At 70.3% G+C, this 1,562-nt stretch carries 1 protein-coding gene; it reads left to right on the top strand.

All coding sequences use genetic code 11. The features are described 5' to 3' along the window. The coding region (locus tag NON22_RS24105; protein WP_257389524.1) for a PKD domain-containing protein at nt 1-1,562 on the top strand (1,562 nt) is incomplete at both ends.

Raw genomic sequence — 1,562 nt, 5'->3', positions numbered from 1 at the left:
GCAGGTCATGCCGGCCGTCGACGTCGCGGCGCTGACGCGCGAGGACGCGACGCGGCGCGCGCGCGACCTGCCGCCGCGCTTCGCCGCGCCGATCGCCGTGCAGATCACGCCGGAGAACGCCGGCACCTGGGAAACGCTCGACGCGCAGACCAGCGTCTGGCGCCTGCGCCTGACCTCGCCGGGCGCGTACTCGATCAATCTCGGCTTCACGCGCTACCACATGCCCGACGGCGGCCGACTGCTGGTCTATCCCGCGGGCCTCAAGGCCGACGGCGACCGCTCGCTCGTGCGCAGCTTCGGCGCCGCCGACAACGCCGAGCACGGCCAGCTCTGGACCCCGGTCGTCGCCGGCGACGACGTCGTCGTCGAGGTCGTCGTGCCGACGGCGCAGCGCAAGGCGCTGCAGCTGGAACTGACCTCGGTCAACCACGATTACCGCGGCTTCAACCGCGTCGCCGCCGAAATCAGCGGCGCCGCGGTCAAAGACGCCGGCGACGTGTCGGGCTCGTGCAACGTGGACGTGATCTGCCCCGAAGGCGACCCGTACCGCGACCAGATCCGCTCGGTCGCGGTCTATTCCACCGGCGGCAGCACGTTCTGCACCGGCAGCCTCGTCAACAACACGGCGCAGGACAGGAAGCCGTACTTCCTGACCGCCTATCACTGCAGCATCACGTCCGGCAACGCGGCCTCGCTCGTCGTCTACTGGAACTTCGAGAACTCCTACTGCCGCCCGGTCGGCAGCGCGGCCTCGGGCCAGGCCGGCGACGGCAACTTGAACACCTTCCAGAGCGGCGCGTTCTTCCGCGCCGGCAACTCGGCCTCGGACTTCACGCTCGTCGAGCTCGACGAAGCGCCGCCGGCCGCCGCCAATGTGTACTTTGCGGGCTGGGACCGGCGCAGCCAGAACTTCCCGTCGGCGTTCGGCATCCACCATCCGTCGACGGCCGAGAAGCGCATCAGCCTGGCCAACGGCGCGACCGCGACGACGAGCTACAACTCCACGGCCGAACCCGGCGACGGCACGCACGTGCAGGCGCGCTGGCGGCCCGGCATCGGCGTCACCGAGCCGGGTTCGTCGGGCTCGCCGCTGTACAGCAACGAAAAGCGCGTGATCGGCCAGCTGCACGGCGGACCGTCCTCGTGCACCGCGACCGATACGAACAAGCGCGACTACTACGGCCGCCTGTCGGTCAGCTGGACCGGCGGCGGCAGCAACAGCACGCGCCTGTCGAACTGGCTGGACCCCGGCAACACCGGCGCGCAGACCGTCGACGGCCTGAACAGCGGCGGTGGCGGCAGCAACCTGCCGCCGACGGCGAACTTCAGCGTCGCGACGAACGGCCTGACGGCGACGTTCACCGACACCTCGACCGACAGCGACGGCACGATCGCCTCGCGCAGCTGGAACTTCGGCGACGGCACGACCTCGACCACGACGAATCCGAGCAAGACCTATTCGGCGGCCGGCACCTACACGGTCACCCTGACCGTGACCGACAACGGCGGTGCGACGAACACGAAGTCGTCCTCGGTCACCGTCACGGCCCCGTCGGGCGGCA

This window comes from Tahibacter caeni, assembly GCF_024609805.1.
GTDB classification, from domain to species: Bacteria; Pseudomonadota; Gammaproteobacteria; order Xanthomonadales; family Rhodanobacteraceae; genus Tahibacter; species Tahibacter caeni.
The sequence above is the reverse complement of the archived record's forward strand: the minus strand, read 5'-3'. Positions and strand labels throughout refer to the sequence as shown.